The organism is Amycolatopsis sp. (assembly GCF_036008905.1).
Lineage (GTDB): Bacteria > Actinomycetota > Actinomycetes > Mycobacteriales > Pseudonocardiaceae > Amycolatopsis.
The window spans coordinates 18,932-44,459 of sequence record NZ_DASYMU010000215.1; the positions used below are offsets into that span (position 1 = coordinate 18,932).

Sequence of the window (25,528 nt, forward strand, 5' to 3'; positions counted from 1 at the left end):
GTTCACCAGCACACTCACCGTAACGGCAATGTTCGTTGGAGGTACGGATGAAACAAGTGCGAGTGGCCGTCCAGGCTTCCGACCCGATGACCCGGGCCGGGATCAGCAGCTACGTGGAGGCCCGAGCCGAACTGACCGTCCTGCCGGAACCGGTGACCGACGCTGACGTCGTCGTCTTCGTGACCGACCGGATGTCCACCGACATGCTCTTCGACCTGCGGCAATCCGCCGCGACGCTGAACGCTCCCACGGTGCTGGTGACCAACGAGCTCAACGAGTCGACGCTGCTGACCGTGATCGACTGCCACGTGGTGGCGGTCCTCCCCCGCGCCGCGGCCACCGGCGAGCGGCTGGTCGCCGCCGTGCTCGCCGCCACGGCCGGCAACGGCATCATGTCGCCGGACCTGCTCGGCAAGCTGCTCAAGTCGGTCCGGAACCTTCAGCGCGAGGTGCTCGCCCCGCGTGGGCTCAACGCCGCCGGTCTCGATCCGCGGGAGATCGACGTGCTGCGGCTGCTCGCCGAAGGCTGGGACACCAGCGAGATCGCCGGCAAGCTCAGCTACTCCGAGCGCACGGTGAAGAACGTCCTCTACGCCCTGACCAACCGGCTCAACCTGCGGAACCGCGCCCAAGCCGTGGCCTACGCCTTGAGGTCGGGCGTCATCTAAGGGGAGTCGTGAGTGCGTAACAGTGTTCTAACACTGTTACGCACTCACGACCTCAAAGTCTTGCCGCGCAGGTGGTGCGAGACGTGCTCGGCGATGCCGAGGCGCGAGTCGGTCTGCAGTTTGCCGAGTACCCGCGTGACGTGCGCCTGGACCGTCCGGCGGGGAAGCGGCATTTCGGCCGCGATGTCCGGATTGGACTTCCCGGACGCGACGAGCCTCGCGATCCGCTTCTCCACCGGCGAAAGCGACTGCCAGCCCAGCACCGAGCGCGTGTCGCGGGCGGCCCGTCCACGCCGGACACCGAAGATCTCCAGCCGCGACTCCGCACGCCGGATGTCCCACTGGGCCTTCAACGTCGAGTACAGCTCGACAGCTTCGGTGAGCGCGGCCTCGGCGTCGACGAGACGGCCCGACTCGGCGAGCAGGGCCGCGGCTTCTTCGAGGGCCTGCGCGAGTTCCACCGGACGGCTGACCTGGCGGTAATGCTCCGCCGCGGCCAGCGCGGGTTCGGGGTCGCCGGTCACCAGCGCCTGACAGCGGAGATGCGCCGCGTGGGCCCGAGCCGGCACGGTTTCCTTCCCCGCCTCGTCCGCCGCCATCGCGAGCAGTTCGTGGGCGCGGTCGGCGTCGCCCTGCATCTGGACCATCCGCACCAGCTCCGGCAACCACTGGTGCCGCAGCATCATCTCCGCGTACTCGGGCCGCACGATCGGTTCGAGCAGCGTCAACGCGCCCGCCAGATCGTCCCGGCGCAGCGCGTCGAGTCCTTGTGCCACCAGGAGAAAGTCGCAGCTTTCCCGTTCCGCCGCGGTCGACGGGACATGCTGGGTGGCCGCGGCGAGATGGACGGCCTGGGTATCACGGTCGTCGCGGCGGCCCGCGATCAACGCGGCGAGCCCGTGCAGGAGCAGCGCGGCCGGGCCGGGGTCGACGAGACCGTGGTAGGTGATCGCCGGACCGTCCTCGGTCACCGTGTCCAGCTCGACGAGCGCGTCCTCCCACCGGCCGGCCCAGTAGTAGTGCACGGCCGCGGACACCTGCAGCCCGCTCGGCAGCGCGTGGCGCGCGGTCAGTTCGTCCGCCAGGCGCAGGGTTTTCTCGGCTTCGTCGAGGCGGTCGAGGTTGTGCAGGGTGAAGACCTTGTTGTCCAGCAGGTCGAAGCACATGCCCGCGAGGTCCGGGGAATCCCGCACGACGTCGAGCGCGCGGTCCACGTATTCGATCGCACTGCGGTGGTCCCGCCGGACGGTCGCCACCTGCCACTTGGTCTGCAACGCGTGCGCGATCGCGTACGGGCCCCCCGATTCGACGGCTTCCGCATACACCCCAACGGATCGGACGGCCGCCGCGTCGATGTCGGTCATGTCCCCGCGCCGGAAATGCGCCAGCAGGGTCCGGTGCCTGACCCGCCAGATCTCCGGCACCACCGGGTCGTCCGCCGAGCCTTCCAACGCCCGCAGCGCCCACTCCGATTGCCCTTGGCGGTAAAGGATCGCCGCCAGCAGCTGGCTCATCTCCGCCGAGCACACCTGGTCGGTCGACAGCGAAAGTACTTGCCGCGCCTCGGCTTCCGGGTTCCGGCCCAGCCGGAAAGCCACGCGAACCAGTGCTGCCAGGAGTTCTTCGCGGTTCGGGTCACCGAGAGGGCAGGCTTCGAGCACCTGCTCCAGGAGGTCGACGGCGATCAGCGGTGCCCGGTTCGCCAGCTCGGCGCTGTTTTCGGCCAGCCAGCCGAAAACCCACGGATCGACGTCGGCGGGCGCGGCGACCAGCTGCTCGGCGACCCGCGTCACCGAGGCGTGTGAATCCGCCAGCGCCTTCGCGGACTGCCGGTGCAGCACCCCGCGCATCGGCGCCGGGATACCGTCGTGCAAAGCCTGACGCAGCAACGGATGCCGGAACGCGAGCCGGCCACCCTCGTCGAAAAGCACGTGCGCGGCAACGGCTTCCTGGACAGCGGCGTGCAACGCGGGCAGCGGTCGGCCGAGCATCGCGCGGATTTCGTCGAGCGCGAACTCCCGGCCCAGCATCGCGGCCATCCGCAGCACTTCGCGGGTGGTCTCCGACAACGAGTCCAGCGTCCGCCGCACGGCCGCGACAAGTGACTGCGGCGCGTCGGCTGTCAGCGAGTCGTCGATATCGGCGACGCCGCCGGACACCTCGACCGCGCCCGAACGGGTCAGCCCGCCCAGCATCTCGCAGAGGTACAACGGGTTCCCGGCCGCGCGCGCGACGAGCTTTTGCAGTCCCGGCCCCGGATTCGCCCCGGCGAGCGCTGTCACGAGTGCGGTGATGTCCGGGTCACCGAGCGGCTCGACGAGCACGACCTCACCGCCACCGGTTTCGACGCCTTGGCGCAGCTGGGTCAGTTCCGGCCGGTCGACCAGTGGCCGTGAAATCGCCACCAGCAACAGCGGCAACTGCCGGGTCGCGGCCGAAAGCCGCCGCCACACCTGCACACTCGCTTCGTCCGCCCACTGGAGATCGTCGATGACCAGCACCACCGGCGACCGCGCGCACAGCTCGTCGACCAGCGCCAGCAACCTGTCCACGGCCACCCGGATCGGGTCACTCGACGAGTCCCCGCTTTGCAGCTCCCGCGCCAGTTTCGCGCGGCGGCTGTCGGGCGAACGCGGGTCGATGCCAAGGCATTCGAACATGACGTGCAACGGGATACGCCGCGCCATCTCGTCGGCGGCGACCCAGTTGATCTGACAGCCGCGGCGTCCGGCGTCGGCGAGTGCGTAGGTGAGCAGCTCGGACTTGCCGACACCCGGCGCGCCCTCGATCCACACCGAACGCCCACGCCCGGCCGCCGTCTCCGACACCAGCGTCCGCAGGCGCGCGACCTCGGCGGTGCGGCCGACGAACGGATCGCCGTCCTCCTCCGCGCGGATCGCGCGGCTCACCTTGGCCGGCACGATCGACAGCAGCGGCTCGACGACCGGCGCCAGATCGAGCGCGGGGTCGCCGGAGAGCATCTGCTGATGCACCCGCCGGAGCTTGGCGCTCGGCTCGATGCCGAGTTCGGTGACAAAAGTGCTTCTGGTGTCGCGGAAGACTTCGAGTGCTTCGGCCGGTCGCCCGCTCCGGTAGAGCGCGAGCATCAGCAGTTCACGCGCCGACTCGCGCAGCGGGTTGTCTCGCACGAGCGCGGCGAGTTCCGCGGCCAGTTCGTTGTGGCCGCCCAGGGCGAGCACCGCGGCGGCGCGCTCCTCGGCCGCCTCGAGCCGTGCTTCGGCGAGCCGCCGGCGCTCGACCTCCGCGAACGGGCCCGGCACGCCGGACAACGCCTCGCCGTGCCACAGGCTCAGCGCCGCGTCGAGCGCCACGCGCGCGTCGTGGTGCTCGTTGGCTTCCGTGGCCTGCGCGCGCAGCTTGTCGAACGTCACGACGTCGACAGCGTCCGGCGCGAGCTTCAGCACGTAGCCGCCGTCGACCGAGGTCAGGATGTCCCGGCCGGACCGACCGGCTGAATCCAGGCAGCGGCGCAGACCGGAGATGTAGGTGTGGATGCTGCCCGTCGCACTCGCCGGGGCCGACTCGCCCCAGACGCCGAGCAGCAGCTCCCGCGAGGAAACCTTCGTGTTGGCCCGCAGCGCGAGCACGGCGAACACCGCACGCTGCCGAGCCGGGCCGAGGGAAAGCCACTCCGGCCCGTAACCCGCGCGGACCGGGCCCAGCAGTTCGACCTTGAGCCCGTTGTCGACGTCGTCCGGCATCCGCACTCCCCGTTCGCTTCGGACCACCCTACTCAGCCCGGTGATGACTGGCGAGTGGCCGACCTCAGCGCTACGGCGGCCTTTCGTTGTCCCCCAAGGTAAGTATCGACGTCAGTCGCGCGACGGAAGGCCGAACGCGTGCTCGGGCGGCGTCGGCGAGGCCATGGGCGCGGCATCGGTGAGCGGCTCGAGCACCCCCGCCAGCTTGCGCAGTTCCCCGGTGGTGACGACCCGCGCCGGGAACACCGCGGACGACGCGCGCCTGCTCAGCGCGTCCGACGGCAGCTCGACGGCCGAACCCGCGAGCACGAGGTTGCCGAACCGGCGACCACGCAGAACGGCGGGCTCGGCCAGCAGGACCAGGTGCGGGAACACCGCCGACAGGGTCGCGATGACCCGCCGCGCGAACTTGAGACCCGGCCCGTCGGAGATGTTGACCAGGAGCGTCCCCGCTGGCCGCAGCACCCGGGCGACGTCGGTGATGAACTCCAGGGTGGCCATCGCGCTCGGCATCGCGGCGCGCTCGAACGCGTCGAGCACCACGAGGTCCGCCGTCGCGTCGTGACGGCTCGCGACACCGACCCTGCCGTCGGAGATCCGCACTTTCAGCGACGGAACGCTGCGCAGGTCGAGCTGCTCCCGGACGAGGTCGATGAGCTCGGCGTCGGCGTCGAACACGAGCTGGCGCGAGCCCGGCCGGGTGGCGGCGACGTACCGGGGCAGGGTGCAGGCTCCCCCGCCGACGTGCAGCACGTCCATGGCCGCGCCGGCCTCCGGCAGGCAGTCGATGATGTCGCCGATGCGGCGGACGTAATCGAAGTCGAGATGGGTCGGGTCGTCGAGGTCGACATAGGACTGCGCGACGCCGTCGACGGTCAGCAGCCAGCCGTTGGGCCGGTCGAGATCCCGCAGCAGCTCGGCCATGCCGAAGCGCACCTGATGCCGACCTGGCGTCGGTCCCGCCGCCTGGGCCGTGCGGCCCTTCTTCGGCTCGCGTCCTCGCCGCATTTTCCCTCGTCCCTCAAGTGACTCTGAGCCCTCCACACTATCCGGCGGGGCGAGCGGGCAGTCACATCAGGACAGCTTGATCCGGGCGGTGCAGGTCCGTGAACTCAGGACCACCTTGTTACGGCCGGTTTCCTTCGCTTCGTACAGCGCGACATCGGCCGCTTGCAAGAGATCCCCGAGTTCACGGGCGTGCTCCGGATAGGTCGCGATGCCGACCGACGCCGCGAGCCCGCGCAGGACGTCGGGCTCGATGTCGCCGTCCCGCACCGGTAATTCCACGGCCAGAGCGGAGATACTGAGCCGGACCCGGTCCGCGATTCTCGTGGCTTCGACAGTGCTCACACCCGGCAAGAGCACCACGAACTCCTCGCCACCGAAGCGCCCGACGAAGTCCTCGGCGCGGACCTGGTCGCGGATCGTGGTGGCGACCGCGCGAAGCACCTCGTCGCCTGCCAGGTGTCCTTTGCGGTCGTTGATGAGCTTGAAATGATCGATGTCGATCATCAGCACGCCGACGCTGGACGCGAGCCTGCGGGCACGCAACAGTTCCCGCCCGGCGACCTCGCCCCAGAATCCGACGTTGATCAGCCCGGTCTTCGAGTCCGTGCGGGACGCGGCCTGCAGCTGGGGCAGCAGCAAACCCAGCTGCAACGCGAGCGGGGTGATCATGAGAACCGGCAGCAGCCACGGCCGCACGGTCATCACCAGCGCGATACCGCAACCGACGCCGACGGCGGCACCGACGATCAGGACGTCGGAGACGTTGCCGAGCGCTTTGCGGCCCGGGTTGCCGGGATTGGTCACGATGATGACCGCGACCACCATCGCGTAGTTGACGCCGAAATACGCGACGCCGGCGACGATCAGGGTCGTCATGCCGACGAAGCCGTCGAGGTACGGCATGAACGGGGCCACGCGGCCACCGGTACCCACATGCAATATCGTCGCAGCCGCGGTGGCGGCCAATATCACCGTGGCCGCGGAGAAAACCTTCCGATGCAGAACCGAGCGGCGGCGATAGACCCGCACCCACGAATGCGCGTAACTGATGACGATGACGAAAGCCACCAGCGGCGGTGGCAGCAGCAAAAGGGCGGCGAAAATCCAGATCGACTGCAGATGCATATGCGGACTGCCGTCCGCGCCCAGCTCCCGGATTCTTTCGATTCTTCGTGAGGCTTCGAGATGGAGGACCTCGGCGAGCAGGAGAAGCCCGCACCAGACGAGGGATTGACTCGTGATCGGCACCAGGTCCAGCGTCGCGCAGACCACCGTGACGGCCGCGATTTCCACCACTGCCAGGTAGACGAGCACCGGCCGGGAAAGCGCCCACAGTGCCCAGCGGCGCGGATCGAGACCGTCTAGCCGCTCATCGGTGCTGGGAAAATGACCATGAACGCGAGAAAATCGCAACACGGACATCACCCTTCTTCTCCCCAGATGGGGTCCGTAATTGTAATCGGACGCACGCTGTGTGTCACTAGTCCAGAAGGTTGGGACCGTGGTCACTCACGGTTCTCGAATCGCCAAACCAAGGAGGCCCCTCATGACCGTCACCACCTCGCCGCGTACCGGCCGGCCCACCGACTGGACCCGGAAGACCCAGCGTCCGACGGACTGGACCCGCTTTTAACAGGGCCTGATTTGACCCCTTGGGAAATTCACCTCAAGGGGTCAAATCATGTCACTCGCCCGGGCGAGGCCACGCGAAGCCGAATTCGCCTTGTTCCACGACAAACCGGCTCCGATAGCCGCGAGTACGCCAAGCGCACCGGCAATGGCGACCACCTGATGCGGCGGAAGGTGTTCCGCGGTGATCCCGGCCAGCACCACTCCGGTCCCCTGCGCGACGCGCAACGCCGTCACCGCGAGCCCGAAAGCCTGGCCACGCCGGGCATCCGGCACGGCCTGGACGAAAAGGGTCGACGCTGTCAGGTTGTAGGCACCGGCCGCGCCGGAACAAAACCACAACGCCAGTGTCACGCCGAGGCCAGGATTCAGCGCGCAGCCCATGAGCGGTGCGCACGCCAGTACCGCCAGCGGCCTGAGCAGCTGCGTGCGCTGAGCGTGCGGAACCCTGGCCAGTAAGGCCATCCCGGTGACGTTGCCGACCGCATAGGACGCGAACAGCAGCCCCACCGAAGCCGCGCCGCCCCCGATCGCGGCCGCGTAAGGCGCCGCGACGGCCTCCCCCGCGATGTAGAACCCGGACACACAGGCCAGCGCGACCAGCGCACGCAGTTCCCTGTCGCACACCACCAAGGCCGTTCCCGCGCGCAGTTCCCTTGCCCAGCCCGGTTTTTTCGGAGACCCAGAGGATTCAGCGCATCCCGGCACCGGTCGGCTCCTGACGCCGAAGCGCACCACCACCGCCGAAACCGCGAACGTCGCCGCGTCGACGGCGAGCGCACCACCCGGCCCGAGCCACGCCACGATCAGCCCGCCGAGCGCGAACCCCAGCACCTGCGCGGTCTGGGTGACCATCGAGAACACCGCCGTGCCCACGACGAACCGTTCCCCCGCAAGCACTTGCGGCAGCAGTGCCGCCCGCGCCGCGCCCCACGGGGAGTTGAGCATCTGCACGCACACCAGCAGGGCCGCCACGAGCGGCAGCGACATTCCCGGCACCGCCATCGCGCCGACGAGCACCACGCGCGCCAGATCCGCGCACACGAGCACGCGGCGACGGGGAAACCGATCGGCCAAACCGGACAGCAGCGGTCCGCCGAGCAGATCCGGCAGGAACGTCAACGCGTAGGTGGCCGCGGCCCAGCCCGCCGAAGCGGTGCGTTCGAAGACGAGGATCGACAACGCGACGCGCGCGAGCTGGTCACCGGCGACGGAAACCAGCTGTGCCAGGAAAAGCGCGCGGAATTCGGCGACCGCGAAGACGTCGGCGAAAGTGGCCTGCCCGCGCGGTGCTGCCATGCCCGCTCCTCGGCGACTACTCGACGCAGCGATCCAGACACTCAGCGTACACCGCCGCCGACGTCGAGAAGGCCTCCTTCCGAGTGGAAAGAGGCCTTCTCGCCGATCACCAGAGAGTTAGGACGTGGGGAAATCGTCCGGGGACTTGATCCGATCGCGGATCCAGACACCGGCGGGCTTCAGCACCGAAGTGCCACTGAAGTTGTTCCCGGCGCAGGTGCCGGTCTTGAAGACCGCGCCCGACCGGAAGTCGTCAGAGAAGTTCCAGTTCGTCCAGCCGATCTTCTTGCCGGCGAGGAAATCCAGGTACTTCTGGGAGTAGGCGAAGTCGTTCGTGCCGTCACCGCTGGAGGTCTGCGTGCCGAATTCCGTGATGAACACCGGGATGCGATCCACCGTCCTGGACAACGCGTTGAAGTACTCGTCGTGGTGCGACGCCGCGTAGAAGTGGAAGGTGTACATGATGTTCGTGGCGTTCACCGGCGCGTTGAGGATGTCCTGCTCGGACCGGCCGTCGGAGACGCCGAACGACGCCCAGCCGTGCGTGCCGAGGAAGACGACCCCGTTCGCGTCCTGCGCGCGGATCACCGGGATGAGCTGCTCGGCGTAGCTCTTGATCGCCGACCACGGGGTTTCGTTGGGCTCGTTGGCGATGTCGTAGATGATGTTGACCTTGTCCTTGTGGCGCTGGGCGATCTCGGTGAAGAACGTCTTCGCGCGGGCAAGGTTGTGGTTCGGGTCGCCCGGGGTCAGCTGGTGCCAGTCGACGAGCGCGTACATACCACGTTTGGTGGCTTCCTCGATGTAGTTGTGCACCATGTCGGTGTACTTGCGAGGATCGGTTTCGTAGCCGCCTTCCTGGATATACATGGAGATCCGCAGGATGTCGGCGCCCCAGTCATTGGCGAGCGCGTCGAGCGAGGCCGTCTTGACGCACTGGGCGTACCACTGCAGTCCGTGGGTGCTCATGCCACGCAGCTGGATCGGCTTGTTGTACTGGTTGCACAGTTTCACGCCGCAGACGTGCAGCTGGCCGTTGATCCCGACCGGGGTGTTCGCCACCGGCGCGCTACCCGGGTCGACGGTCAGCGAGTCGGCGTTCGGGCCGCCCTCCGCGCCGGTCGCGGTGACGCGGATCTTGTTGGTACCGGCGGTAAGTGTGGCACTGGTCGTGACCGTCTGCCACGTGGTCCATGCCCCGGTGACCGGGAACGCGAGCGCGCTGACGGCCGACGCGCCGTTGACGGTGACGCTCACCGGCCGGTTTGCCGTGGTGCCATTGGCATAGCGGAACGCGAGCGAGTGCGTCCCCGCCTGCGCCGCGGTCACGGTGTATTCGACGTAACCACCGGAGACGTTGTTGTAGTTGACGAAGCCGGAACCGGTGAAGCCCGCGTGATTGGACTCGACGACGCCCTGACTGAGCACGGCGTTCTCGGATTCGTAGCGGACGGGTGCGGCGGTTGCGGTGGTCGGGGCGAGGACGAGGGTCGCCGCGACCGCGGCGCCTCCGGTCAGGGCGACAAGCCATCTGGAACGTGCCACTGAAGAACTCCTGCATGGTGAGGGGCGGCGGCTCTTCGGAAATAGATAGGAAAGTTTCCTAACTATGGCCAGGATCACACCAGGTGCAGGACGTGCTGTCAATCGGTCAACCGGAGCTAATCGGACAGTAGTCGCCGGGCGGCGTCGATCGCGGTACCCGGCGAGATCTTCCGGAGTGAACAGGACGAATGCGCACTACTCCCGCACTCTGGTCACGCGGCAGACCCCAGCGACCGCGAGCGCGCCGATCAGCGCGGACCACAGCCACCACGGGTCGTCCCAGCCCCCGCTGATCAGGCAGATCATCAGCCAGACGACGAGGTTGACCACGCTCAGGGTCAGCCACAACGCGATGGCGACACTGCGGGCGATGAAGAACCCCGGCGGCACCGAACCCGCCTGACTGTCCTTCAACTCCGGCCACAGCCAGCGCGCCAGCATCGAATTTTCCCCCACGTGAAGCCACCCTCTCCCCGATCGACCGTTCACCGGTACAATTAGTGTATGCCATGCACAGTTTCTGTCAATCGCGTTGCGAGCGGCCCGTGACGACCGGGGAACCACCGCTCCCACCCGGCCTCGCGCTCGCCTGGGGCCTTGCACCCGCCGCCCGGCGCGGACCCAAACCCGCGCACAGCGTCGAGCGAATCGTCGAAGCGGCCCTGACACTCGCGGACGAAGACGGGTTCTCCGCGCTGTCGCTGCCGAAAATCGCCAGCCGCGTCGGGGTCACCACGAACGCGCTCTACCGCTACGTGAGCTCCAAAGAGGAACTGCTGGTACTGCTCGCCGACGCCGCCTGGGGCCCGGCGCCGGAGTCGTTGTCGCGCGACGACTGGCGCGACGCGGCCACCGGCTGGGTGCACGCGGCACTCGACCGGTGCCGAGTCCATCCGTGGTTGCTCGACCTGCCGGTCCATGGGGCTCCGGCGACGCCGAACCTGTTGGACTGGCTGGAAAAGCTCCTGGAATCCATGGCCAAGACCGGACTTCCGATGCCGGACATCCTCGGCTGCGCGGTCCTGCTGGACGGTTACGCGCGAAGCGTCGCCAAGCTGGCGCGGGATCTCCACGAAACCACCACCCCACCGATCCAGTCCGCGGCGGTGGCGAGCTTTCTGCAGCCGCTGCTCGTGGAGCGGGGATATCCGATCCTCGCGTCGATGATGAGCGGCGGACAGTACGAGGACGACGACGAACTGCCTGAGGCCGACGTCGAGTTCGGGCTCACGCGGATCCTGGACGGCATCGAGGTTCAGGTTAGACGTTGCGTCTAAGCATGGACGCACTGTACAAATTTGGCGTGACCTACGCAGAAGACCGCTCCGGGCAGCGCTACGACCTGGACCAGCTCCGCTGGCGCGGCGAAGACGGCAGCCCGCTGATGATCTCGCCGCTTCCGGGGATCACCCCGGGCGAGATCGACACGTCCGAGCGGTCACTCTGGCGCTATCGGGCCGCGTTTCCGATCGACATGGCCCCGGTCAGCTTGGGAGAGGGCTGCACACCGATGCTGCCGCGGCGCTGGAACAACCACGAAGTGCTATTCAAGCTGGAGTGGTTCAACCCGTCGGGGAGTTTCAAGGACCGCGGTGTCTCGGTCATGGTGTCGTCGCTCGCGCGGCTGGGCGTGGAAGCGCTGCTGGAGGACAGTTCCGGCAACGGTGGCTCGTCGGTTTCCGCGTACTGCGCGGCCGCCGGGATGCAGGCCAAGATCCTGGCTCCGGCCAGCACTTCGCAGGCCAAGATCCTGCAGAGCCGCGCGTACGGCGCCGAGGTCGAACTGGTGCCGGGTACCCGGCAGGCGACGTCGGACGAAGCCGAACGCCAGTCGGAACATCTCTTCTACGCCAGCCACAACTGGCATCCGTTCTTCCTTCAGGGCGTCAAGACGGTGGCCTACGAGATGTGGGAGGACCTCGGCTTCAGCGCACCCGACAACGTCGTGCTCGTCGCCGGCGCCGGAAGCCAGGTGCTGGGCTGTGACCTCGCGTTCTCCGAGCTGCTCCAGGCCGGGCAGATAGACCGGCGTCCCAAGCTGCTTGTGGCGCAACCCGAGAACTGTGCGCCGATCCACCAGGCCTTCCACGCGGGCACCGAGGAACTCGGCGACGCCGAATGGTCCCCGACCATCGCGGAGGGCACGGCCATCGCTTCCCCGGTGCGGCTGCCCGAAGTCCTGCGGGCCATTCGCCGGTCCGAGGGCGATGTCGTCGCGATCCCCGAGGGCGAGATCTACGCCGCCACCCGGAAACTGGCCGCGATGGGCCTCTACGCCGAACCCACCAGCGCGTCGGCCGCGGCCGCGATCGAGCGGTTCGCCGCGAAGGGACTCATCTCCCCCGGGCAGACGACCGTCGTGGTGCTCACCGGGTCCGGCCTGAAGTCCGCGGACAAGATGGCCGACGTCTTCGCGGGTGCGTGACGTGATGCCCGAGCCTTCGGCGGAGGACGCGCATCTCCTGCGTGAAGCCGAGAAGATCGCCACGGCCGTCGGCCGGATGTTCGCCGGATTGTGTGAAGTGGTGCTGCACGACCTCACTCGGCCCGAGCACGCGATCCGGGCCATCGAGAACAATCTCTCCGGCCGCGCGATCGGCGACTCGGTCACCGAACTCGGGATCGCCAGGATCCGCGACCCGGAATACCCGAGTGTCATCCAGAACTATCCGAACAAGTTCCCCGACGGCCGTCCCGCCAAGAGCACCTCGATCGGTATCAAGAACAGCCAAGGTCGTTATGTGGCGGCATTGTGCCTGAATCTCGACATCTCGATCTTCGCGACGGTCACCCGGAATCTCACCAGGCTCATCGCCACGGAACCCTTCGCCGAAGACCCGGCCGAAAACCTCCGGAACCGAACAGTCGACGAAATTCGCGACGTCATCGACGAATTCGCCGCGGAGTACCACCAGACTCCCCGCGGGCTCGACGCCGCGACGAAGCGAACACTGGTGAAATCCCTTCAGGTGCGCGGTTTCCTGGAACGGAAGAAAGCCGTTCAGATCATCACCGAACACCTCGGCATCTCGCGGGCCACGGTCTACAACTACCTCAAGGCCTGACCCGCCGGGCACAGCCAGTAGATTCGCCGTGTCGCCCCCGAGAATCTGCTAGGAGCTTTTCGTGCGAGATATCGCGGTCTTCAGCGGTAGTGCCCACCCGCAACTGGCGGCCGAGATCTGCGCCAACCTGGAAGTGCCGCTCGACCCGGTCCGGGTTTCGAGGTTCGCCAACGACTGCCTGGAAGTGCAGCTGCAGGCCAACTGCCGCGAGCGGGACGTCTTCCTGATCCAGCCGCTGGTCCGGCCGGTACAGGAGAACCTCGTCGAACTGCTGCTGATGCTCGACGCCGCGCGTGGCGCTTCCGCCGCGCGGACCACCGTGGTGCTGCCGCACTACTCGTACGCCAGGTCGGACAAGAAGGACGCGCCGCGGATCTCCATCGGCGGCCGCCTGGTCGCCGACCTGATGGCGACAGCCGGAGCCGACCGCGTCCTGGCGATGACGCTGCACTCGCCGCAGGTGCACGGCTTCTTCAGCGTTCCCGTGGACCACCTGCACGCGCTCCGGGAGCTCGCCGGACATTTCCGGCAGTACGACCTGTCCAACACCACGGTCGTCTCGCCGGACCTCGGCAACGCCAAGGAAGCCTCGCACTTCGCCCGGTTGCTGGGCGTGAAGGTCGCCGCCGGGGCGAAGCAGCGGTTCGCCGACGACAAGGTCAGCATCAGCTCGGTCATCGGCGAGGTCGCCGGGCGCGACATCATCGTGCTCGACGACGAGATCGCGAAGGGCAGCACCGTGATCGAACTGCTGGCCCGCCTGCGGGAGATCGGTGTCCGGTCGATCCGGGTCGCCTGCACCCACGGCCTGTTCTCCAACGGCGCCCTCAAGCGCATCGGCGACCAGCCCGACGTGCTCGAGATCGTCTGCACCAACACCGTTCCCGTCCCGGCCGAGGAGCGCACGCCCAAGCTCACCGTGCTTTCCGTGGCGCCGGCACTGGCCGAAGCCATGCGCCGCATCCACAACGGTGAGTCCGTCAGCGCGCTCTTCGACGCCTGAGGTCACTGGGCCTCAGCCGAACGAACTCAGGTAGCCGACGCCCACGATCGCCGGTGCCACGATCGCCGCGATCAGCATCGTGCGCCGGCTCGGCTTGGGCCCGGCGCGCAGCAGCCGGAACCCCATCGGCAGGAACGCGACGCAGAGCCCGGCCGTACCGACGACCGACAGCGGCTCGGCTCCTTTGAGCACTCCGAGCGGCAGCAACGCCATCGACGCGAGCGCGATCGACCGGACCAGTCCCATCGCGCCGCTGCGGTAGGCGCCGATGGCCAGCACGAGCCAGCCGAACAGGATCGCGAACGACAGGTACTGGAACAGATGCATGCCCTGGTACGAGTCGCTGACGAAAGCCGTCGCCGTTTCCAGGCCGCGCCGCTCGACCAGCTGGAACGCCAGCTGGTCGATTCCGGCGTGAAACGTGCGCTCGAACAAGCCGAACACGACCAGGGTGCCGCCCCACGCGGCCCAGCCGGGCTTGGTCAGTCCGATCGTCCTGGCGAGCGACACCACCGCCGGCCACAGCACCACGTTCCCGGCGACGAAGGCGGTGTACGCGGCGACCATCTGATCGTGATGGGTGGCCACCGCCTCCAGCTGCTGGGGGAAGAAGAAGTGGAACGGTAGTCGGAGCAAAGTGCCCGCGAGTAGTAGGAGTGGGCCGAGAATCATTGCGGCGCCGCCGATCCAGCGGCCGGGGAACCAGTAGTCGCGTGTCATGAGAGGACGGTTCCACGCCACGGCCACGGTGGGATCGGACCACAGTGGACACTTCGCCCTCAGCCCGGAGAGGGTCGTGGGCGCCGGGACCTCAGCTCCCGGGATGAGTTGTATATCAGCTTGCGCGTATATGCGCTTGATGTGATACTCGGATCATGGACGTGTTCGAAGCTGTCGCCGAGCCCAGCCGGCGGGCGTTGCTCGACGTACTCGCCGGCGGCGAACGATCCGCGGGCGAACTGGTCGCGACGCTGCCGGGCCTGACCCAGCCCGCGGTGTCGCGGCATCTGCGGATCCTGCGCGAAGTCGGCCTTGTCGAAGTCCGCCCCGACGCGCAGCGCCGGATCTACGCCCTGCGCGCGGACGGGCTGGTCGAGATCGACCAGTGGGTCGGCCGCTACCGCCACTACTGGGCCGGCCATCTCGACGCCCTGCACCAGCACCTGGAGAAGACCCACCCGAAACCGGAGGAAACCTCGTGAACGACCGCTACGGAGAGCTGGTGATCGACGGCGAGCACGCCGTCATCTCCTTCGTCCGCCACCTTCCTTTCCCGATAGAAGCGGTGTGGTCCGCCATCGCCGACCCGGAACAGCGAGCGGCCTGGTTCGGCGAAACCCTCCTCGACGGCCGTGTGGGCGGCGTCATCGACATGCTGCCCACGGACCCGCCCGTGCCGGAACGGGCCAAGCGGATGACCGGCCGGATCCTCGTCTGGGATCCGCCGAATGTCCTCGAGCACGAGTGGAAACAGGCCATCGTCGAGGACAGCGTCGTCCGGTACGAACTGGCGCACGACGGTGACGGCACCGTGCTCAAGTTCAGCCACCGCGGCCTCGGCGTCCGCAACGCGAACGGGTTCGTCCCCGGTACCCACGCCTTCCTCGACCGGCTCGAAGCGCACCTCGCGGGAACGCCCCTGCCCGACTGGGCCCAGCGCTACCAGGAAGTCGCCGGAGGCCCCCGATGACCGCAGGTCCCGGCATCGCCATCGCCTACCATTCGGGCTGGGGCCACACCACCACCCTCGCCGAGGCCGTCGCCGACGGCGCCCGCCAGTCCGGCGCGACGGCCACCGTCCTGGCTGTCGATGCCCTGACCGAAGCCCCCTGGGCCGTCCTCGACGACGCCAGCGCCGACCAGGTGCACGGGCCGACCTGCTCACCTGCCGCCAACTGGGCATCCGCGTCGCCTAGGTGACCGCCCAGCTCCTGGCGGGCAAAGCCGCCGTCAGCGTTGGTGCACTTTGATCACCTCGTACAGGCTGGTCCAGCTGTCGGTGCTGTGACCGGCCGCGATGGCCCTGTCGTAGTGGGCCTTGACCGCGTTGGGCAGGGTGAGGTCGAGGCCCGCGTCGGTGCTGGCGCCGACGATGTGATCGGCGGTGGCACCCATCATGGCGACGCTGGCGAGGTCGCCGGGGTGGTTGCCTTCGTCGATGTTGCGGGCGGCGTCGGCCAGGTACATGCCGATGCTGGTGAAGTTGTCGGCCGCGAAGGGCACGAACGCCTCCGCGCTCACGCCTGCCGATTTGATCAGCGCGGCCGCGTGCAGGAACGCGGACAACGACGTCAGGAAGACGGTCAGCTGCGCCTGGTAATACAGCTGTGCCAAGGCGAAGTCCTCGCCCTGGTACTCGGTTCTCCCGAGGACCCGCAGCGTCGGCTCGTGCGCGTCGAAGGTCGCGCGCGAGCCGCTGTAGAACACGTACGACGGTTCCTTGCCGACGAGCGGCGCCGGGACCATGATCCCGCCGACGAGGAGTTCGGCGCCGCGTTCCGCCAGCCAGGCGGCGGCTTCGCGGGTGCGGCCCGGCGTGTCCGAGCTGAGGTTGACGACGATCCGGCCGGTCAGTGCGGCCTCCGCCGGGCCCAGGATGTCGTACATGGCCTGGTAATCCGTCAGGCTGAGCATGACCAGCTCGTTCGCCGCCAGCGCGTCCTTGACCGTCTCGGCGCGCACGGCGCCCGCGGCCACCACGCCATCGGCCCTGGCCGCGGTCCGGTTCCACACGGTGGTGGGATGGCCCTGTTCCAGGAATGCGTGGACCATCGCCTGCCCCATCGGGCCCAGTCCGATGACCGTCACCGAGGTCTTGTCAGTCATGATTTCCTTGTCTCCCAACGCATTACTTCTTGATCTTCAATAGTTCGATGATTCCGGTGAGGTCCTCGTGACCGTGGCCGTCGGCGACTCGCCGCAGCATCAGCGGACGCAGGGGCGCCAGCAACTCGGCACTGATGGCTTGTTCCTCGCCGACCTTGGCGAACGCGTCCCCGGCTCCGGCCTGCATGGCGAGGTTCGAGACGACGCCGATGGTGTAATCGCGTTTGTCGATCTGCTCGGCGGCGCCGTCGATGAACCCCGTCATACCGGTGATCCAGCGCTTCAGCAGTGGTGCGAACGACCTCGCTTCGGAACCCTCGCTGCCGATCAGGGCGAACGCCTGGATCACCCCCATGAACATGCCGTACATCCCGCTGAGCAGGGCGAGATCGTGCAACGCCGCCAACCCGGGATCCGTGCCGTAGTAAAGGCTTTCCCCGAGGCTGTCGAACAGTTCCTTGTGCGTGTCGAAAGCTGTTCGCGACCCGCTGTAGAGCACGAACGCGGCGGGCGAGCCGATCATCGGCGGGACGGCCATGATCCCGCCGTCGAGGAACTCGACGTCATGCTCGGCCACCCAAGCCGCCAGCTCGCGCGCCTCGCCCGGCGTGCCGTTGGTGAGGTTGACCAGAACTCGTCCCGGCAGGGACTCCGCACCCGTCTCCAGCACCTCGCGCACGGATCGCGCGTCGAACAAACACACGACCACGACACCGTTGGCCGCGATCGCTTCGGCGGGCGTCCCGGCCACCACCGCGCCCTTGGCGGCCAGTCCCCCGGCCTTGCCCGCCGAGCGGTTCCACACCGTCGTCGGATGACCGCCCGCGAGGAAGGCCTCGGCCAGTGCCGTGCCCATCGCCCCGAGGCCGAGCACCGTCACCCCGGTCTTGCTGTCGTCCGGCATTTCGTCTCCCAAGTCGTTTCCGCTGACGAACCCCACCTTGCGGCACCCCGCGCACGGTTCGCTGCGGGTCCGCGCACGGCCGGACCGCAAGCCAGCGGAAGCGAACTGAAACTGTCGGGGGCACCCGCTACCGTCCTTGATGTGCGATTCGGACTGCTGGGACCGCTCGCCGTGTGGACCACGGACGGGCGTGCCGTCGGCGTGCCCGAGGTCAAGGTGCGGGCACTGCTGGCGAACCTCCTCGTCCAGGAGGGCCGGGCGATCTCCGCGGACAAGCTGGCCGAGGACCTCTGGGGCGATCGGCCGCCCGGGAACCCGGTGAACACGCTGCAGACCAAGGTTTCGCAGCTCCGCAGAACCCTCGAAAAGGCCGAGCCCGGCAGCCGAGAACTGGTGGTCCACCAGGCGCCGGGGTACCTGCTCCGTACCGACGCCGTGGACGCCTTGCGGTTCCGCGCCCTCGCCAGGCAGGCGAAGGAAACCGAGGATTCGCAAGCGAAGATTTCCCTGCTGTCGGACGCACTGGCGCTGTGGCGTGGCCCGGCGCTGGCCGAGTTCGCCGACGAGTCGTTCGCCGCCCCGGCGATCCAGCGACTCGAAGAGGAACGGCTGGTCGCACTGGAGGAACGGGCCGAAGCGCGGCTCGCCCTCGGTGAACACAGTGGGCTGGTCGGCGAACTCGGTGATCTCGTCGGCCGTGATCCGCTGCGGGAGCGGCTTCGCGGCCTCCAGTTGCGCGCGCTCTACCGAGCGGGCCGGCAGACGGAAGCCCTGGAAAGCTACAGCGAACTCCGGGCGCGGCTGGCCGAGGAGCTCGGCCTGGAACCCGGCCCCGAGCTGACCGCGCTGCACCAGGCGATCCTGAAACAGGACCCGGCGCTCGACGGGCCCGCTCCCCCGGCACGCCCGCGCACGAACTTGCCCGCTCCTCTCACCGAGCTCGTGGGCCGGGACGCCGCGGTCCGTTCCGTCGGCGCGCGTGTCGGCGAGGCGCGGCTGGTGACGCTCATCGGGCCAGGGGGTGTCGGCAAGACCAGGCTGGCGGTGGAAACGGCGACCCGGCTGGCCCCGGGTTTCCGCGACGGTGCCTGGCTGGTCGAACTCGCGGGGCTCGACAGGCAGGCCTCCCCGGAATCGTCGCTCGCCGATTGGGCCGTGGAGGCCGCCGCGGCCGCGCTCGGCATCCATGAGGACCACACCGCGGGCCCGCTCGCCGAGCGGCTCGTCGATGCCTTGCGCACCAAGGAGATCCTGCTCGTCCTGGACAACTGCGAGCAGCTGGTGGCGCCGATGGCGGAGCTGGCCGCGCGGTGGTTGCGGGCCGCGCCCGGGTTGCGGATCCTCGCCACCAGCCAGGATCCGCTGGGTCTCACGGGAGAAGCACTGTGGCCCGTACCGCCGCTCGACGTCCCCGGTGAAGCCGTCACGGACGTGCGGGATTTCAGTGCCGTGCGGCTGTTCGTCGCCCGCGCCGCCGACAAGGTCCCCGGATTCACGCTCGACACGGGCAACGCGGCCGCCGTCGCCGCGATCTGCCGTCGCCTGGACGGTATCCCGCTCGCGCTGGAACTGGCCGCCACCAAGGTTCGCGTGCTGGGCGTGCCCGAGTTGCTCAGCCGCCTCCGCGACCGGTTCCGGCTGCTGTCCTCCGGCAATCGTGGCGCACCACCCCGCCAGCGGACCCTGCGGGCGATGATCGACTGGAGCTGGGAACTGCTCACCGACTCGGAGCGCATCGTGCTTCGCCGGCTGGCGGTGCACGGCGAAAGCTGCGCGCTGGAGGCCGCCGAAGCGGTGTGCGCCGGGGATGGCGTGGCGGCCGAGGATGTGCTGGAGATCCTGGCCAGGCTGGTCGACCGCTCCCTGGTCGTCGTGGACGGCACGCGGTACCGGCTACTCGAGTCCGTCGCCCTCTACTGCATCGAACGGCTGAAGGAGGCCGGCGAGTTCGAGGAGCTGCACACTCGTCATTACGGCTACTACCTCGCGCTGGCCGAACGCGCGGAAACCCGGCTGCGCGGGCCCGACCAGCGGCAGTGGCTGGAACGCCTCGACGCCGAAACGGCGAACCTGCGAAGCGCACTCGACGGCCTGCGTCGGCGTAACGCCGCGGAACCGGCGTTACGGCTGGTCAACGCCCTGTCTTGGTACTGGTACCTGCGCGGCAAACTCGGTGAAGCCCACCGGTCGCTGACAGACGCACTGGCGATCGAGGGGGACGCACCCGCGATAGCGAAAGCGCGGGCAGCCTGCTGGCAGGCCGGGATGGCGACCCTGCTCGGTGAGGAAGCCGACCTGGTGGAACAGGCCACCCAGGCGCTGAAACTGTTCGACGACGTGGACGACCCTGGCGGCCGGGCACGGGCGGAGTGGTTCCTGAGCATGACCCTGGCCGGTTCCGGCGACCTGATCATCCTGCGGGAGCGGCTGGACAGCGCGCTCGCCGGGTTCGTGGCGATCGGGGACCGCTGGGGCCTCGCCGCGGCACTGAACACCCGCGCCGGCCAAGCGCGGCCGCGAGGTGAGCTCGAAGCGGCGATGCGGGACGCGCGCCAAAGCGCGAAACTCTTTCGCGAACTCGGTGATCGCTGGGGACAGCTCAAGGCCACGGACGTGCTGAGTTCGTTGAGCGAGATCATGGGCGACTACCCCGCGGCCGCCCGGTTGCACGAAGAGGCTCTGCGCGGCGCCGAAGAACTCGGGCTGTGGATAGAGGTCTCCTACGAGTTGTCCGGGCTGGGCCGGATAGCACTACTGAGGGGCGAGTTCGCGGAAGCCGACGAGTACCACCGCCGCGCGCTGCGGATCGCCGCGGAGCGGTCGCACAAACGCGGTGAGCAGTTCGCCGAAGTCGGCCTCGGCCTGGGCGCGAGGCGTCAGGGCAGGCTCGACGACGCCGAACGGCATCTGCTGAAGTGGCTTGATTGGTGCCGCCGGATGGACGGCGATCTGGGGGTCGCGTTGATCATGGCGGAACTCGGTTTCGTCGCCGAACAGCGCGGTGACGCGGAGAGCGCTCTTGCCCGGCATCTGGAAGGCCTTGCGGCGGCACGGAACACCGGCGACCCGCGGACGATCGCCCTTGCACTGGAAGGACTTGCGGGCGCGCAAGCACTAGCGGGCCGTCATGACAGCGCCGCGCGGCTACTGGGCACGGCGAGGGCGACCCGGGAATCCATCGGCGCCCCATTGCCGGAAGCCGAACGCGGTGACGTCGACAGGATTACCGCGGCCGCGAGTAAAGCCTTGGGGGAGACCACTTTTTCCGAGCAATTCGCGCGGGGAGGGAACGCGGACACCAGCGATGCACGTCTTCTTGTTGCTTCATAAGGCGATACAACAGTTGCGCTGTGCGTAACGCCGGGATAGCGTTGAGGTTCGGTTCAACCAGTAGCCGTCGTCCGCAGCCCGCGCGTTTCCCGGGGGCGTACCCGACGAACAACTGCGCTCGTTCCCGCGTTTCGTCGCTGGTCGCCGTCGAGGTCCATCAGTGGATCAGCGCCGGTGAATCAGCACAGCATGGAGGCCCAGCGTCGTGACCGTCACCAGCTCAACCCCGGTAGCAACCGAACCTTTGCGCGTGAGCGTGCGAAGACCGCGTGCCCGCACGGTTGTCGTCGAAGTGAGTGGTGCGATGGACTCGGCGACGGCGCCACGGCTGGAAGAGCTGCTGACGAGCCGGCTGCGCAGTGCGGTGACCCTGCTGATCCTCGATCTTTCCGGCGTGAGCTCGCTGAGTTCCGCCGCGGCCGGCGTGTTGACGCGGGCAAGTTTGCTGGCCCAGCAGCGAGGAGTGGCGCTGCGGGTCGCGGCCGGGGCGTCCCGCGCGGCGACGCGGGCACTCGACGCCGCCGGCATGGCGACTCCGCTCAATGCGGCAGTTTGACCACGGTCACGAAGAACTCGTCGATCTGCCGGACGACCTCGACAAAGCGCTCGAAGTCCACCGGCTTGGTGACGTAGGCGTTCGCGTGGAGGTCGTAGCTGCGCAGGATGTCCTCCTCCGCCTCGGAAGTGGTGAGGACGACCACCGGGATCGACCGGAGCGCCGGCTCCACCTTGATCTCGGCGAGCACCTGACGACCGTCCTTTTTGGGCAGGTTGAGGTCCAGTAAAATCAGCCCTGGCCTCGGTCTTCCCTCGAAGGGCGCTTCGCCGCGCAGGAACTGAAGCGCTTCGACACCGTCGCTGACGACGTGCAGCGAGTTGCGGATCTTGTGATGCTCGAAGGCTTCCTGCGTCATCAGCACGTCGCCCGGGTCGTCCTCGACGAGGAGGATGTCGATCGGGGTCATCAGCGCGTCGGTCATGCTTCCTCGTTCTCGTTGCTGTCACTGGGAATGTCGCTGGGCGTGCCACCGGGAACCGGGACGAGCACGGCTTCTGGCGGCGCGGGCGGCGCCGGCAAGATGAAGAAGAACCGGGTGTGCCCCTCTTCGGCTTCGGCGTCGAGCCAGATCCGGCCGCCGTGGTACTCGATGATCTTCCGGCTCATCGCCAGCCCGATCCCAGTGCCCGGGTAGGCGCTCTTGGCATGCAGCCGCTGGAAGATCACGAAGATCCGCTCGGAGTACTCGGGATCGATGCCGATCCCGTTGTCCGTCACCGAGAAGATCCATTCGTCGCCTTCGCGGCGCGCGTCGACATGGACCTCTGGTATCGCTTCGCCCCGGAACTTGATCGCGTTGTTGACCAGGTTCTGGAACACCGCCGTCAGCAGGGTGGCCTCCCCCCGGACCTGGGGAAGTTCGCCGTGCGTGACGCGGGCGCCGGTCTCTTCGATGACCGGTTCCAGGTTGCCGATCGCGGTGTCGAACAGGTCGCCCGTGTCGACGACGACGTGTTCCCCGGACCGCCTTCCGACGCGCGAGAACGACAGCAGGTCGTTGATCAATGCCTGCATCCGCTTGGCGCCGTCGACGGCGAACTGGATGTACTGATCCCCGCGCTCGTCGAGCTGGCCCTGGTAGCGGCGTTGCAACAGCTGACAGAAGCTCGCCACCTTGCGCAGCGGCTCCTGCAGGTCGTGCGAAGCGACGTACGCGAACTGCTCGAGGTCGGAGTTGGACCGTTGCAGCTCCTGGGTGCGCGTGTCGAGCAGCGTGTGCGCCCGGTGCAGCTGGCTGACCTCCTCGACGATGCGCTGGCGCATGGCCTCGATGTCGGCCCCCAGCTCGACGAGCTCCCGCGGCCCGGTGGCGTGGACGCGCCGGTGGATGTCGTGCTCGGACACGGCCCTGACCTCGGCGGCGAGAGCGAAGATCGGCCGCGCGATGGCCCGGCGGAAGCCCACGTAAAGGATGACGAACAGGATCATCACGAGTCCGCCGATGATGGCCAGCATCACGGTCAGGAACAGGCTCGCGCCGTTCAAGCTGCTGCGCGCGTCGGCACGGGCCTGGGCGAGATCGGTCCGCTGGGTGCCGAGCGCCGCCCGCACCGCGTCGAACTGCGCCTTGCCCTGGTCGGCGTCCCTGACATCGGGAAGACGGCCGGGCGAGGTCCACACGTCGGCCAGCCGCTGCCACTCGCCCGCCTTGGCCAGCACGTCGTCGAGGTCGGTGCCCTCCTGGGTACCGGGCTCGGCACCCAGATCGCGTAGCTCGGCGGCGGCCTGGGTCTGCTGTTGCTTGCCCTGTTCGTAGGGCGCGAGGAAGTCGCGCTGCCCGGTGAGCAGGTAGCCCCGCACGCCGGTCTCCTGGTTGAGCAACGCGGTGGTCAGCGTGCTCGCCTGGATCAGCTGGGGATCGGTCCGGTCGACCAGCTTGCCGCGCGCGTCACCGAGGTTGTCCAGCGCGATGGCCCCGCCGGCAACAGCGGCGATCAGCAGCGCGGCCACCACCCACCCGAGCGTGGCCGCCCATCGCCGCACCGACCAATGCCGATCGGTGCCGGTGTCCATCTCGTTCATCAGGTCCGGTCCGTGGGGTTGTGGGCCAGCATGACGACGGCCAGATCGTCGTCGAGCGGGCCCTGGTTGAGCTGTTCGACGTCGGCGATCAGCTGGTCGAGCGCGGGACGAGGATCGCGCCGCCAGCCAGGAACGCCGCGGAGCAGCGCGGGCAGGAGCGCCGCCATGTCCTCGTGGCCGAGGCGCTCGGGTCCGCCGTCGATCCGGCCCTCGAACACGCCGTCGGTGTACAGCAGCAGCGACCAGCCCGGTTCGAGCTGGACCTCCCGCCGTTGCCAGGTGGCGTCCGCGATCAGGCCGAGCGGGACCCCGAGCCGGTCGCTGGGCAGCAGCTGGGCTTCGCCGTCGGCGGTGATCAGCACGGGTGGCGGATGACCGGCGAGGCACATCCGCAGCGAGCGCCGGTCCGCGGCGATGCTGACCATGCACGCGGTGGCGAAGATGGGTTCGATGCGTTCGTGCACCAGCACCCTGTCGACCGTCGCGAGGACCTCGGCTTTCGGCAGGCCCGCGAAGACACACGCCCGCCAGGCGATCCGCAGTGCCACGCCGAGCGCGGCCTCGTCCGGGCCGTGCCCGCAAACGTCGCCGATCATCATCTGGACGGTGCCATCGGGCAGCTCCACAGCGTCGTAGAAGTCCCCGCCGAGCAGTGTTCCGTCACGGCCGGGCCGGTAACGCGTCGCGAAGGCGAGGCTCGGATCGGCCAGCAGCGGTGTGGGCAGGAGGCCACGTTCCAGCCGGCTGTTCTCACTGGCCATGAGCTGCTGCTGCAGCAGCTGCTGTTCGACTTTCTCCGCACGCTTACGTTCCCACGCGTAGCGCACCGCTTTGACCAGGAGCGGCCCGTCCACCTGGTCCTTGACCAGATAGTCCTGGGCGCCGGAGGCGACCGCGGCCACCCCGGTCAGCTCGTCGCGCTGCCCCGTCAGCACCACGACCGCGGTGTTCGGCGCGTGCTCCCGTAGCCGGGCCAGCCCGTCGAGACCGATCACGTCGGAAAGCTGGAGGTCGAGCAGGACGCAGTCGGCGTGGATCTGCCCGCTCACCGCGGCCGCCATGGTTTCCACCCGATCCAGTGACACCGGATGGTCACTATCGGCGAGCATTTCCTCCACGAGCAAGGCGTCGCCGTCATCGTCCTCGATGAGCAGCACCCGCAGTTGGTGCCCCGGGGCCATCCTGGTCATTCCAGGTGCCATCACCGGCGCTCCACCGTCTTTTGCCGTCGTCCCCGCCACCGCAACTCCATCACGCGTGTTCATGACCAAAAAAGGAACGCCGCGCGGTCCAGCAACTCCTGCGCCCTGTCCCAGGGACGGGGACGGCGTTACAGGATGGGCTGCAGCACGGTGCACGGCGCGCGATCTGCAATGGCTGTGGACTCAACCGAGATCACCCTAGCGCGCTGTCAGGCCACGAAACCACAGGTGGCTGGGAACGCACCCAGCGTGTTACGAACCGTGTGTCGTGGAATGTGAGTGTTTACGAGTGCTCAAAACGCTTGCCGCCACTCACGCCGCCAGCCGCCGGGCCTTGACCCGGCGGTAGCTCCAGATCAGCAGCCCCCAGACAATGAGCCCCGAAAGGATGAAACTCGAGCCCACGCTCCAGCCCTTGAACGGCAGCTGCGGAAAGATCTTGAGGCCCAGCACTACTCCGATCGCCACGAGTCCCAGTCCGGCGAGGCCGGACATGACGATGCGGAAGGGCGTCGCGACACTGTCCTCGGCCCCTTTCATCGCCTTGTCGCGTACCGGGTCGACGTAGCGTTCCAGCGCGGGGAATTCCGAGGCGAGCACGAGTAACCCCGCGAGCACCACCAGGAGCCCCGGTCCGGGCAGGACGAGCAGGGCGATGCCGATCAGCACGAGCAGCCCGCCGACTATCGCCAGGGTTACGCGCTTCACCTGGTTGCCAGCAGCCACCGGGTCTCCTTCTTTCGTTG

Annotated in this window: 23 protein-coding genes; 10 read left to right on the plus strand and 13 right to left on the minus strand. The window is 68.3% G+C overall.

The features are described 5' to 3' along the window. The first annotated feature begins 47 nt into the window (after positions 1 to 47). Positions 48 to 668 carry a helix-turn-helix transcriptional regulator gene (locus VGP60_RS34555; RefSeq protein WP_327552382.1) on the plus strand — a complete coding sequence of 207 codons (621 nt, stop codon included), beginning with the start codon at positions 48 to 50 and terminating at the stop codon, positions 666 to 668. A 44-nt stretch (positions 669 to 712) separates the two neighbouring features. On the opposite strand, the gene VGP60_RS34560 is transcribed toward VGP60_RS34555, so the two are convergent. The 6 genes from VGP60_RS34560 to VGP60_RS34590 all read right to left on the minus strand — a co-directional run bounded on the left by VGP60_RS34560 (position 713) and on the right by VGP60_RS34590 (position 10,327). Further along, positions 713 to 4,390 carry a BTAD domain-containing putative transcriptional regulator gene (locus tag VGP60_RS34560; protein WP_327552383.1) on the minus strand — a complete coding sequence of 1,226 codons (3,678 nt, stop codon included), beginning with the start codon at positions 4,388 to 4,390 and terminating at the stop codon, positions 713 to 715. A 111-nt stretch (positions 4,391 to 4,501) separates the two neighbouring features. Then, a complete protein-coding gene (locus VGP60_RS34565; protein WP_327552384.1) occupies positions 4,502 to 5,398 on the minus strand; it encodes a fused MFS/spermidine synthase in 897 nt (298 codons plus the stop codon). A 66-nt stretch (positions 5,399 to 5,464) separates the two neighbouring features. Next, on the minus strand, positions 5,465 to 6,814 hold the full coding sequence (locus VGP60_RS34570; protein ID WP_327552385.1) for a GGDEF domain-containing protein: 1,350 nt from the start codon (positions 6,812 to 6,814) through the stop codon (positions 5,465 to 5,467). A gap of 258 nt (positions 6,815 to 7,072) precedes the next feature. Then, positions 7,073 to 8,326 carry an MFS transporter gene (locus VGP60_RS34575; RefSeq protein WP_327552386.1) on the minus strand — a complete coding sequence of 418 codons (1,254 nt, stop codon included), beginning with the start codon at positions 8,324 to 8,326 and terminating at the stop codon, positions 7,073 to 7,075. Positions 8,327 to 8,443: 117 nt separating this feature from the next. Beyond that, positions 8,444 to 9,871, minus strand: coding sequence for a cellulase family glycosylhydrolase (locus tag VGP60_RS34580; protein ID WP_414640451.1), 1,428 nt, complete (start codon positions 9,869 to 9,871; stop codon positions 8,444 to 8,446). 195 nt (positions 9,872 to 10,066) lie between these two features. Further along, entirely contained in the window at positions 10,067 to 10,327 is a 261-nt protein-coding gene (locus VGP60_RS34590; protein ID WP_327552387.1) for a hypothetical protein, read from the minus strand. 89 nt (positions 10,328 to 10,416) lie between these two features. On the opposite strand from VGP60_RS34590, the gene VGP60_RS34595 reads away from it, so the two are divergent. The 4 genes from VGP60_RS34595 to VGP60_RS34610 all read left to right on the plus strand — a co-directional run bounded on the left by VGP60_RS34595 (position 10,417) and on the right by VGP60_RS34610 (position 13,939). Further along, the gene (locus VGP60_RS34595; protein ID WP_327552388.1) at positions 10,417 to 11,148 is read left to right on the plus strand and encodes a TetR/AcrR family transcriptional regulator; all 732 of its coding nucleotides are present in this window, start codon (positions 10,417 to 10,419) and stop codon (positions 11,146 to 11,148) included. Between the two features lie 26 nt (positions 11,149 to 11,174). Beyond that, a complete protein-coding gene (locus VGP60_RS34600; protein WP_327552389.1) occupies positions 11,175 to 12,296 on the plus strand; it encodes a pyridoxal-phosphate dependent enzyme in 1,122 nt (373 codons plus the stop codon). Positions 12,297 to 12,300: 4 nt separating this feature from the next. Continuing rightward, on the plus strand, positions 12,301 to 12,936 hold the full coding sequence (locus VGP60_RS34605; protein ID WP_327552390.1) for a helix-turn-helix transcriptional regulator: 636 nt from the start codon (positions 12,301 to 12,303) through the stop codon (positions 12,934 to 12,936). A 61-nt stretch (positions 12,937 to 12,997) separates the two neighbouring features. Next, positions 12,998 to 13,939, plus strand: a complete 942-nt coding sequence (locus VGP60_RS34610) for a ribose-phosphate diphosphokinase (RefSeq protein ID WP_327552391.1) — start codon at positions 12,998 to 13,000, stop codon at positions 13,937 to 13,939. A gap of 12 nt (positions 13,940 to 13,951) precedes the next feature. Here the strand turns inward: VGP60_RS34610 and VGP60_RS34615 are convergent, their stop codons facing one another. Continuing rightward, on the minus strand, positions 13,952 to 14,659 hold the full coding sequence (locus VGP60_RS34615; protein ID WP_327552392.1) for a hypothetical protein: 708 nt from the start codon (positions 14,657 to 14,659) through the stop codon (positions 13,952 to 13,954). A gap of 155 nt (positions 14,660 to 14,814) precedes the next feature. Between VGP60_RS34615 and VGP60_RS34620 the strand changes: the two genes are divergently transcribed. Genes VGP60_RS34620 through VGP60_RS34630 form a run of 3 tightly spaced genes read left to right on the plus strand, consistent with a single transcriptional unit; the run spans position 14,815 to position 15,859 of the window. After that, the gene (locus VGP60_RS34620) at positions 14,815 to 15,141 is read left to right on the plus strand and encodes a metalloregulator ArsR/SmtB family transcription factor (RefSeq protein WP_327552393.1); all 327 of its coding nucleotides are present in this window, start codon (positions 14,815 to 14,817) and stop codon (positions 15,139 to 15,141) included. After that, positions 15,138 to 15,629: an SRPBCC family protein gene (locus VGP60_RS34625; RefSeq protein WP_327552394.1), complete on the plus strand. Its 492-nt coding sequence runs from the start codon at positions 15,138 to 15,140 to the stop codon at positions 15,627 to 15,629. Before VGP60_RS34620 ends, VGP60_RS34625 begins: the two co-directional genes overlap by 4 nt. Beyond that, on the plus strand, positions 15,626 to 15,859 hold the full coding sequence (locus tag VGP60_RS34630) for a flavodoxin domain-containing protein (RefSeq protein ID WP_327552395.1): 234 nt from the start codon (positions 15,626 to 15,628) through the stop codon (positions 15,857 to 15,859). The genes VGP60_RS34625 and VGP60_RS34630 overlap by 4 nt, the downstream gene beginning before the upstream one ends. Positions 15,860 to 15,889: 30 nt before the next feature. Here VGP60_RS34630 and VGP60_RS34635 read toward each other — a convergent pair whose 3' ends face one another. Continuing rightward, a complete protein-coding gene (locus VGP60_RS34635; RefSeq protein ID WP_327552396.1) occupies positions 15,890 to 16,765 on the minus strand; it encodes an NAD(P)-dependent oxidoreductase in 876 nt (291 codons plus the stop codon). A 22-nt stretch (positions 16,766 to 16,787) separates the two neighbouring features. Continuing rightward, positions 16,788 to 17,669 carry an NAD(P)-dependent oxidoreductase gene (locus VGP60_RS34640; RefSeq protein ID WP_327552397.1) on the minus strand — a complete coding sequence of 294 codons (882 nt, stop codon included), beginning with the start codon at positions 17,667 to 17,669 and terminating at the stop codon, positions 16,788 to 16,790. Positions 17,670 to 17,810: 141 nt separating this feature from the next. On the opposite strand from VGP60_RS34640, the gene VGP60_RS34645 reads away from it, so the two are divergent. Both VGP60_RS34645 and VGP60_RS34650 read left to right on the plus strand, forming a co-directional pair. After that, complete coding sequence (locus VGP60_RS34645; RefSeq protein ID WP_327552398.1) at positions 17,811 to 20,999, plus strand: BTAD domain-containing putative transcriptional regulator; 3,189 nt, start codon at positions 17,811 to 17,813, stop codon at positions 20,997 to 20,999. A 250-nt stretch (positions 21,000 to 21,249) separates the two neighbouring features. Then, the gene (locus VGP60_RS34650) at positions 21,250 to 21,555 is read left to right on the plus strand and encodes an STAS domain-containing protein (RefSeq protein WP_327552399.1); all 306 of its coding nucleotides are present in this window, start codon (positions 21,250 to 21,252) and stop codon (positions 21,553 to 21,555) included. On the opposite strand, the gene VGP60_RS34655 is transcribed toward VGP60_RS34650, so the two are convergent. The 4 genes from VGP60_RS34655 to VGP60_RS34670 all read right to left on the minus strand — a co-directional run bounded on the left by VGP60_RS34655 (position 21,539) and on the right by VGP60_RS34670 (position 25,508). After that, on the minus strand, positions 21,539 to 21,979 hold the full coding sequence (locus VGP60_RS34655; protein ID WP_327552400.1) for a response regulator: 441 nt from the start codon (positions 21,977 to 21,979) through the stop codon (positions 21,539 to 21,541). The genes VGP60_RS34650 and VGP60_RS34655 overlap by 17 nt on opposite strands. Further along, a complete protein-coding gene (locus tag VGP60_RS34660) occupies positions 21,976 to 23,580 on the minus strand; it encodes a sensor histidine kinase (RefSeq protein ID WP_327552401.1) in 1,605 nt (534 codons plus the stop codon). Before VGP60_RS34660 ends, VGP60_RS34655 begins: the two co-directional genes overlap by 4 nt. Further along, positions 23,580 to 24,782, minus strand: a complete 1,203-nt coding sequence (locus VGP60_RS34665) for a fused response regulator/phosphatase (RefSeq protein WP_327552415.1) — start codon at positions 24,780 to 24,782, stop codon at positions 23,580 to 23,582. Before VGP60_RS34665 ends, VGP60_RS34660 begins: the two co-directional genes overlap by 1 nt. Positions 24,783 to 25,094: 312 nt before the next feature. Beyond that, positions 25,095 to 25,508 carry a PGPGW domain-containing protein gene (locus VGP60_RS34670; protein ID WP_327552402.1) on the minus strand — a complete coding sequence of 138 codons (414 nt, stop codon included), beginning with the start codon at positions 25,506 to 25,508 and terminating at the stop codon, positions 25,095 to 25,097. Positions 25,509 to 25,528 lie beyond the last annotated feature (20 nt).

Bases quoted from the DNA above. Each gene is read 5' to 3' on its own strand.
- VGP60_RS34555 (WP_327552382.1), top strand. From the start codon at position 48: ATGAAACAAGTGCGAGTGGCCGTCCAGGCTTCCGACCCGATGACCCGG.
- VGP60_RS34560 (WP_327552383.1), bottom strand. From the start codon at position 4,390: ATGCCGGACGACGTCGACAACGGGCTCAAGGTCGAACTGCTGGGCCCG.
- VGP60_RS34565 (WP_327552384.1), bottom strand. From the start codon at position 5,398: ATGCGGCGAGGACGCGAGCCGAAGAAGGGCCGCACGGCCCAGGCGGCG.
- VGP60_RS34575 (WP_327552386.1), bottom strand. From the start codon at position 8,326: ATGGCAGCACCGCGCGGGCAGGCCACTTTCGCCGACGTCTTCGCGGTC.
- VGP60_RS34605 (WP_327552390.1), top strand. From the start codon at position 12,301: ATGCCCGAGCCTTCGGCGGAGGACGCGCATCTCCTGCGTGAAGCCGAG.
- VGP60_RS34615 (WP_327552392.1), bottom strand. From the start codon at position 14,659: ATGACACGCGACTACTGGTTCCCCGGCCGCTGGATCGGCGGCGCCGCA.
- VGP60_RS34620 (WP_327552393.1), top strand. From the start codon at position 14,815: ATGGACGTGTTCGAAGCTGTCGCCGAGCCCAGCCGGCGGGCGTTGCTC.
- VGP60_RS34630 (WP_327552395.1), top strand. From the start codon at position 15,626: ATGACCGCAGGTCCCGGCATCGCCATCGCCTACCATTCGGGCTGGGGC.
- VGP60_RS34635 (WP_327552396.1), bottom strand. From the start codon at position 16,765: ATGACTGACAAGACCTCGGTGACGGTCATCGGACTGGGCCCGATGGGG.
- VGP60_RS34640 (WP_327552397.1), bottom strand. From the start codon at position 17,669: ATGCCGGACGACAGCAAGACCGGGGTGACGGTGCTCGGCCTCGGGGCG.
- VGP60_RS34655 (WP_327552400.1), bottom strand. From the start codon at position 21,979: ATGACCGACGCGCTGATGACCCCGATCGACATCCTCCTCGTCGAGGAC.
- VGP60_RS34660 (WP_327552401.1), bottom strand. From the start codon at position 23,580: ATGAACGAGATGGACACCGGCACCGATCGGCATTGGTCGGTGCGGCGA.
- VGP60_RS34665 (WP_327552415.1), bottom strand. From the start codon at position 24,782: ATGGCACCTGGAATGACCAGGATGGCCCCGGGGCACCAACTGCGGGTG.